6 protein-coding genes are annotated in these 7404 nt (G+C 75.0%); 4 read left to right on the top strand and 2 right to left on the bottom strand.

The genetic code is table 11. From position 1 onward, the window contains the following. The coding region (locus ICW40_RS15555; protein ID WP_221654927.1) for a leucyl aminopeptidase at positions 1-1227 on the top strand (1227 nt) is incomplete at its 5' end. Between the two features lie 81 nt (positions 1228-1308). Here the strand turns inward: ICW40_RS15555 and ICW40_RS15550 are convergent. Continuing rightward, a complete protein-coding gene (locus tag ICW40_RS15550) occupies positions 1309-1641 on the bottom strand; it encodes an oxidoreductase (protein WP_221654926.1) in 333 nt (110 codons plus the stop codon). 202 nt (positions 1642-1843) lie between these two features. Here ICW40_RS15550 and lpdA point away from each other — a divergent pair, with 202 nt between their 5' ends. The 3 genes from lpdA to ICW40_RS15535 all read left to right on the top strand — a co-directional run bounded on the left by lpdA (position 1844) and on the right by ICW40_RS15535 (position 6312). Further along, entirely contained in the window at positions 1844-3226 is a 1383-nt protein-coding gene (gene lpdA, locus ICW40_RS15545) for a dihydrolipoyl dehydrogenase (RefSeq protein WP_221654925.1), read from the top strand. A 25-nt stretch (positions 3227-3251) separates the two neighbouring features. Further along, positions 3252-5297, top strand: coding sequence for a 2-oxoglutarate dehydrogenase, E2 component, dihydrolipoamide succinyltransferase (gene sucB, locus ICW40_RS15540; RefSeq protein ID WP_221654924.1), 2046 nt, complete (start codon positions 3252-3254; stop codon positions 5295-5297). A 100-nt stretch (positions 5298-5397) separates the two neighbouring features. Beyond that, positions 5398-6312: a TIGR01777 family oxidoreductase gene (locus tag ICW40_RS15535; protein ID WP_221654923.1), complete on the top strand. Its 915-nt coding sequence runs from the start codon at positions 5398-5400 to the stop codon at positions 6310-6312. 115 nt (positions 6313-6427) lie between these two features. On the opposite strand, the gene ICW40_RS15530 is transcribed toward ICW40_RS15535, so the two are convergent. Further along, on the bottom strand, positions 6428-7404 hold a 977-nt coding region (locus ICW40_RS15530; protein ID WP_221654922.1), incomplete at its 5' end, for a hypothetical protein.

Here is a 7404-nt window from a genome sequence, read left to right as displayed (position 1 = left end):
CTCGCGGCCGGGGCGGCACCGACGGCGGAGGCGCTGCGTCGCGCCGCAGGCGCCGCCGCGCGGCAGATCACCGGTGTCGGGACCGTCGGGCTCGCGCTGCCCGCCGGCGACGTGGCGCAGGTCGGCGCCGTCGCCGAGGGCGCGCTGCTCGGCGCCTACGCGTTCGAGCGCTACCGCGCGCTCCCCGAGGCGCAGCGGCCCGCCACGACGTTCGAGCTCGTGAGCCCGCGCGCCCGCGACGCCTCAGCCAAGGCGGCCGTGGCGCGCGCCGCCGTCGTCGCCGACGCCGTCCACGGCGTGCGCGACCTGGTCAACACCGCGCCGCTCGACCTGTACCCCGCCGCGTTCGCCGACGTCGCCCGGGCGGCGGTCAAGGGGACGAAGGTCAAGGTCTCCGTGCTCGACGAGAAGGCGCTCGCCGCGGGCGGCTACGGCGGCCTCGTCGCCGTCGGGCAGGGCTCGTCGCGCCCGCCGCGCCTGGTCAAGCTCTCCTGGTCGCCGTCGCGCCCGACCCGCTCCGTCGCGCTCGTCGGCAAGGGCATCACGTTCGACTCGGGCGGCCTGTCGATCAAGCCGGCCAAGGGCATGGAGGCGATGAAGTCGGACATGGCCGGTGCGGCCGCGGTGCTGCACACCGTGCTGGCGGCCGCGGCGCTCGAGCTGCCCGTCAAGGTCACGGGCTGGCTCTGCCTCGCCGAGAACATGCCGTCGGGCACCGCGCAGCGCCCGTCGGACGTCATCACGCAGCGCGGCGGCAAGACCGTCGAGGTGCTCAACACGGACGCGGAGGGCCGGCTCGTCCTCGCCGACGGCCTCGTCGCCGCGATCGAGGAGAAGCCCGACGCCGTGATCGACGTCGCGACGCTGACCGGCGCGCAGATGGTCGCGCTCGGCGCGCGGGTCTCCGCCGTCATGGGCACGGACGAGATGCGCGGCGAGGTCGTGCGCGCGGCCGAGGCGGCGGGCGAGCAGTTCTGGCCGATGCCGCTCCCGAACGAGCTGCGGGCGAGCCTCAAGTCGCAGGTGGCCGACCTCGCGAACATCGGCGACCGGTTCGGCGGGATGCTCGTCGCCGGGCTCTTCCTGCGCGAGTTCGTGGGCAGCACGCCGTGGGCGCACCTCGACATCGCGGGTCCGGCGTTCAACGAGGGCTCGGCGCACGGCTACACGCCGGTCGGCGGCACGGGTGTCGCCGTGCGGACGCTGCTCAGCCTGCTGGAGTCCTGAGCCGGAGTCCTGAGCCGGTCGGCGGCTCGCAGGCCCGCGGCTCGACGGTGGTCGGCAAGCAGCGCGGCTCAGCAGCGCGGCTCAGCGGCGGGCGCGCTGCCGGGCGTTCCAGTCGCGCATCCGCTGCGGGTACCCCGTCAGCTGGACGTCGTAGCACGGGATGCCCAGGTCCTGGGCGATCCGGTGGGCGGTCCGGGCGTCCGGCACGCGGCGGCGCGTCCACTCCCCCGTCGTCGCGATGAGCACGACGGTCGTCTGGGTCACCGACGTGACCGGCTCCACGTAGGCCTCGACGCCCACGCGCGTGCGGACGAACTCCGCGAGGTGCGCGACGGTCGCCTGCTGCGCCTCGCGAGGGGACGGCTCGGGCGCGTTCCCCGGGGTCTCGGCGCGTCGACGGCGGAACAGGCCCATCCCGCCAGCGTACGGTCCCGCGCGGGCGTCGACCGCATCGCGCGGGCGCAGGTCGCCCGGACGGGTGCGGGAGAAGTCATAGGATGACTTGTCGTGAGCATCACACCGGGCCCGCGCCGCGCCGATTCCCGCGTTCACCCGCGGAGTGACAAGATGACCGGAGCATCGCGACCCGCCGTCTGCGTCCGAGGAGAGACACATCGTGGCTGACAGCCCCACCGTCTTCGACATCGTGGTCCTGGGCGGAGGGAGCGGCGGGTACGCCGCTGCCCTGCGCGCCACCGAGCTGGGGCTGAGCGTCGCCCTCGTCGAGGCGGAGAAGCTCGGCGGCACCTGCCTGCACTGGGGCTGCATCCCGACCAAGGCCCTCCTGCACGCCGCAGAGCTCGCCGACGGCGCCAAGGACAGCGAGAAGTACGGCGTCAAGGCGACGTTCGAGGGCATCGACATGGCGGGGGTCCACGCCTACAAGGACGGCGTCATCGGCCGCCTCTACAAGGGCCTGCAGGGCCTCGTGAAGGCGCACGGCATCACGTACGTCGAGGGCTACGGCCGGCTCGTCGGGCCGGACACGGTCGAGGTCGACGGCGCGCGCTACCAGGGCCGCAACATCATCCTCGCGACCGGGTCGTACGCGAAGACGCTCCCCGGCCTCGAGATCGGCGGCCGGATCATGACCTCCGACCAGGCGCTGACGCTCGACCGCGTGCCGTCGTCGGCGATCATCCTGGGCGGCGGCGTCATCGGCTCCGAGTTCGCGAGCGTCTGGAAGTCCTTCGGGGCCGACGTGACGATCATCGAGGCGCTCCCCCACCTGGTCCCCAACGAGGACGAGGCGCTGAGCAAGGCGTTCGAGCGGGCCTACCGCAAGCGCAAGATCAACTTCTCGACCGGCGTCCGCTTCCAGAGCGCGACGCAGGACGACCAGGGCGTGCACGTGACGCTCGAGGACGGCAAGACGTTCGACGCCGACATCCTCCTCGTCGCCGTCGGGCGCGGGCCCCGCACGGACGGGCTCGGCTACGGCGAGCAGGGCGTGACGCTCGACCGCGGCTTCGTGATCACGAACGAGCGCCTGCACACCGGCGTCGCGAACATCTACGCGGTGGGCGACATCGTCCCCGGCCTGCAGCTCGCGCACCGCGGCTTCGCGCAGGGCATCTTCGTCGCCGAGGAGATCGCCGGGCTGTCGCCCGCGACGATCGTCGAGTCGGGTATCCCGCGCGTCACCTACTCCGAGCCGGAGGTTGCGTCGGTCGGCGTCACCGAGGCGAAGGCCAAGGAGCTGCACGGCGACGACGCGGTCGAGGTGCTGGAGTACAACCTCGGCGGCAACGGCCGCAGCCAGATCCTCGGCACGGCCGGCTTCGTGAAGCTCGTCCGGCAGAAGGACGGCCCGGTGCTCGGCGTGCACATGATCGGTGCGCGTGTCGGCGAGCTCATCGCCGAGGGCCAGCTCATCGTCAACTGGGAGGCATACCCGGAGGACGTGGCGGGCCTGGTGCACGCGCACCCGACCCAGAACGAGGCGATCGGTGAGGCGTTCCTCGCACTCGCCGGCAAGCCCCTGCACGCCCACAACTGACCCCCATCGAAGGAGACGCGAGGTCATGTCTGACTCCGTGCTGATGCCGGCTCTCGGCGAGAGCGTGACCGAGGGCACCGTGACCCGGTGGCTCAAGCAGGTGGGCGACGAGGTGGCGGTCGACGAGCCGCTGCTCGAGGTGTCCACCGACAAGGTCGACACCGAGATCCCCTCCCCCTTCGCGGGGACCCTGAGCGAGATCCTCGTCCAGGAGGACGAGACCGTGGAGGTCGGCACCCCGCTGGCGCGCATCGGCGCGGCCGGTGAGGGCGGCGGCTCGGAGCAGGCGTCGCAGGCGGCTCCCGCCGAGCAGGCTCCGCAGTCCTCGGAGCAGCCGGCCCAGCAGCCGACCGACGCGGCGGCGTCCGCGGACGAGCAGCAGGCGGCGCAGGTCCCCGACGAGGTCACGCGCACGGAGGCCCCGTCGGCTCCCGCGACGGAGGACGAGCCCGTCCCGGCCCCGCCGCAGCCCGGCTCGGGCGGGGGTGGCTCGGGTGGCGACACGCAGGACGTGACGATGCCGGCGCTCGGCGAGAGCGTCACCGAGGGCACCGTGACGCGGTGGCTCAAGCAGGTCGGCGACGAGGTCGCCGTCGACGAGCCCCTCCTCGAGGTCTCGACGGACAAGGTGGACACGGAGATCCCGTCGCCCCTCGCGGGCACGCTCGTCGAGGTCCTGGTGCAGGAGGACGAGACGGTCGACGTCGGCACGGCGCTCGCCCGCATCGGGTCCGCCGCCGCCGGCGGCGGGTCGACCGTGGCTCAGGCCGGCGGCGAGCAGGCCGGTGCCCAGCCCGCCCAGCAGGAGCAGGCTGCCCAGCAGCAGCCGGCCCAGCAGGAGCCCCAGCAACAGACCCCCGCCCAGCCCGAGCAGCAGGCGAGCCAGACGGCGTCCACGCCCGAGGCCCCCGCCCAGCAGCAGTCCGAGGTGCGCCCGCCGGAGCCGTCGGCCGAGGCCAAGGCGCAGGAGCAGTCCCCCGAGACCGCGGCCCCGGGGCAGCCGGCCTACGAGGCGCAGCAGGTCGTCGCCGCACCGGCCGTCCAGGGCGGCGCCTCGGCGTCGTCCTCGGCCCAGGCGCCCGCGCCGTCGAGCCCCGCACCCGCGGGTGGCAGCGGCTACCTCACGCCGCTCGTGCGCAAGCTGGCGGCCGAGAAGGGCGTCGACCTGTCGAGCCTGACCGGCACCGGCGTCGGCGGACGCATCCGCAAGGAGGACGTCCTCGAGGCGGCCGCCCGCCGCGAGAAGGAGGAGCAGGAGCGCGCCGAGCGTGAGCGCGCCTCCCAGCAGCAGGCGTCCGCACCGGCCCCGGCGGCGTCCCCGTCGAAGCCGGCTGCCACGCCGAGCGTCTCCCCGCTCCGCGGCACGACCGAGAAGGCCAGCCGCCTCCGGCAGATCATCGCCTCGCGCATGGTCGAGTCGCTGCAGTCCATGGCGCAGCTGACGACCGTGATCGAGGTCGACGTGACCAAGGTCGCGCGCCTGCGCGCCCGGGCCAAGGAGGACTTCCGGGCACGCGAGGGCGTCAACCTCACCTTCCTGCCGTTCTTCGTCCTCGCGGCGACCGAGGCGCTCAAGGCGCACCCCAAGGTCAACGGGGTGCTCGAGGGCAACCAGATCACCTACCACGGCGAGGAGAACGTCGGCATCGCCGTCGACACCGAGCGTGGCCTCGTCGTCCCGGTCATCCGCGGCGCGGGCGACCTGAACCTCGCCGGCATCGCCCGCAAGATCGCGGACCTCGCCGCGCGCACGCGTGACAACAAGGTGACGCCCGACGAGCTGAGCGGCGCGACGTTCACGGTGACCAACACCGGCTCGGGCGGCGCGCTGTTCGACACGCCGATCGTCCCGATCGGCACGTCGGCGATCCTCGGCACCGGTGCGATCGTCAAGCGCCCGGTCGTGGCGACGGACCCGGACGGCGGCGAGTACATCGCCGTGCGGTCGATGTGCTACCTCGCGCTGTCCTACGACCACAGGCTGGTGGACGGCGCCGACGCGTCGCGCTACCTCATGACGGTCAAGAAGCGCATCGAGGACGGCGACTTCGAGGCCGAGGTCGGGCTCTGAGCACCGCGACGACGCCCCGGGCCACGAGCGCCCGGGGCGTCGTCGCGCGTCCGGCCGCAAGCCACGCGTCGAGCGGCGCACCGCACCTCGGGGCGCGGGGGTGAGCGGCCTCCAGGTCGTCGTCGCCGGATCCCACGGCCTGATCGGGTCGGCGCTCGTCGACCACCTGGCCCACCGGGGACACCGCGTGCGGCGCCTCGTGCGCGGCCCGGCCGGCTCCTCGAGGGAGATCGGCTGGGACCCGGCCCGCGGGCGCCTGGACCCCGAGGACCTGCGGACGGCCGACGTCGTCGTCAACCTCGGCGGGGCCGGGCTCGCGGAGCAGCGGTGGACGGCCGCGTACCGGACGACGATCCTGCGCAGCCGCACGGAGCCGACGGCGTTGCTCGCCCGCACGCTGGCGTCGCTCGACGACCGGCCGCGCGTGCTCCTCCAGGGCTCGGCGGTCGGGTTCTACGGCGACCGGGGCGACGAGGTCCTCACCGAGGCGTCATCCGCCGGCGGGGGTTTTCTCGCTGACGTGGTGCGCGCCTGGGAAGGCGCCACGAGGCCCGCCGAGGACGCGGGCGTCCGGGTCGCGCACCTGCGCACGGGCATCGTGATGTCGCACCGCGGCGGCTCGTTCGGACGTCTCCTGCCGCTCATGCGGCTCGGCGTCGGCGGTCCGCTCGGCGACGGGTCGGCGGTGTGGAGCTGGATCACGCTGGTGGACCAGATCAGGGCGATCGAGCACCTGCTCACGGCGGACGTCCGCGGGCCCGTGAACCTCACGGCACCGGCCCCCGCGCGCACGGGCGAGGTGGTCGCGGCCGTCGCCCGCGCCCTCCACCGGCCCGCGGTGCTCCGGGTGCCCCGTGCCGCGCTCCGCGTCGTGCTGGGCGAGTTCGCCGACGAGGGCGTGCTGGCCTCGCAGCGGGCCCTGCCGACCGTGCTCACGTCGAGCGGCTTCGTCCACACGCACCCCACGCTCGACGCCGCGGCGTCCTGGCTCGCGGGCCGCGCGCCGCGCACCTGACGGCGCACGCGCCTCCCGCCGGTCCACCTCCGCTGCCGCCGGCTCCGCGCTGCACGACTTCGACCGCCCCCCACTGGCCGACGTCCGCCGGCCCCGGATGGCCCGGCTCGGACGGTCAGCCGACGACCGGCTCGACGACCGCGACCCGCCAGGCGCCGCCCACCGCGCACAGCGTCAGGCGGACAGGCGTGGCCGTCACCACCGACGGGTTCGCAGCGGCGCCGGCCATCGAGGGCGCCGACACGTCGCCGGCGGGTGTGCCGCGCACCGCGGCGACGAGCCGTACGCCGTGGCAGTCGCTCCCCCAGCGCGCGAGCGGCCGGGCGGTGCGCGGTTCGACGTCGACGTCGGCCACCTGCGTGCGCACCACGCCGGGCGCGACGGCGTCGCGTGCTGGCCCCATCGACGCGAGCACCTGCAGGTCGGCCGCCGCTGCCGGCGATCCAGGGACGGTGACCGCGCTCAGCCGGGCCGTGTCACCGGCGAGCAGCGCCTCCGCCCGGTGGTGCGTGAGGCGCACCGCGGCGGCCGCAGGCGGCACGTCGAGCGGCACCGCACCCGCTGCTCCGAGCACGCCGAGCCGCTCAGCCGGCAGGGCGCCGCGCTCCTGAGCCGGCCGGTCCACCACGGCGACCGGCTCGCCGCTGGTTCGGTCCCCGCTGGTCGAATCCCCACTGGTTCGGTCCCCGCTGCTCTGGTCCCCGCTGCTCCCCGCTCCGCTGCTCTGGCCCCCGCCGCTCGCGTCTCCGCTGCCCTGGTCCCCGCTGCTCGCGCCACCGCTGCTCGCGCCCCCGCTGCTCAGCTCCCCGGCCCGCACGTCGCCGTAGTGGCCGATCGCTGCGCGCCACGCGCCGGTCACGCCCACGGTCCCCGCGAGCAGCGCGACCGTGAGGCCCACGCCCACGACCCTCGCCCGACGCGAGCGCCGCCGCCGGTGCCGACCCCGCGGCGCTGCCGGGCGGCGCTGCGTCCGTGCGGGGTCGACGTTCGCGAGCCGACGCAGGCTCAGCCGCGCCAGCACGGCAGGGTCGACGTCGCGCACGGGCTCGGGCGGGCACGTCGCGAAGACGTCCTCGGCGAGCGCCTCCGCAT

The organism is Actinotalea ferrariae, from assembly GCF_019733465.1.
Classification (GTDB): domain Bacteria; phylum Actinomycetota; class Actinomycetes; order Actinomycetales; family Cellulomonadaceae; genus Actinotalea; species Actinotalea ferrariae_A.
This window is presented reverse-complemented; position numbering and strand designations above follow the sequence as displayed.

Excerpts from the sequence above, each read along its gene's own strand:
- ICW40_RS15550 (WP_221654926.1), bottom strand. The coding sequence starts at position 1,641 with ATGGGCCTGTTCCGCCGTCGACGCGCCGAGACCCCGGGGAACGCGCCC.
- sucB (WP_221654924.1), top strand. The coding sequence starts at position 3,252 with ATGTCTGACTCCGTGCTGATGCCGGCTCTCGGCGAGAGCGTGACCGAG.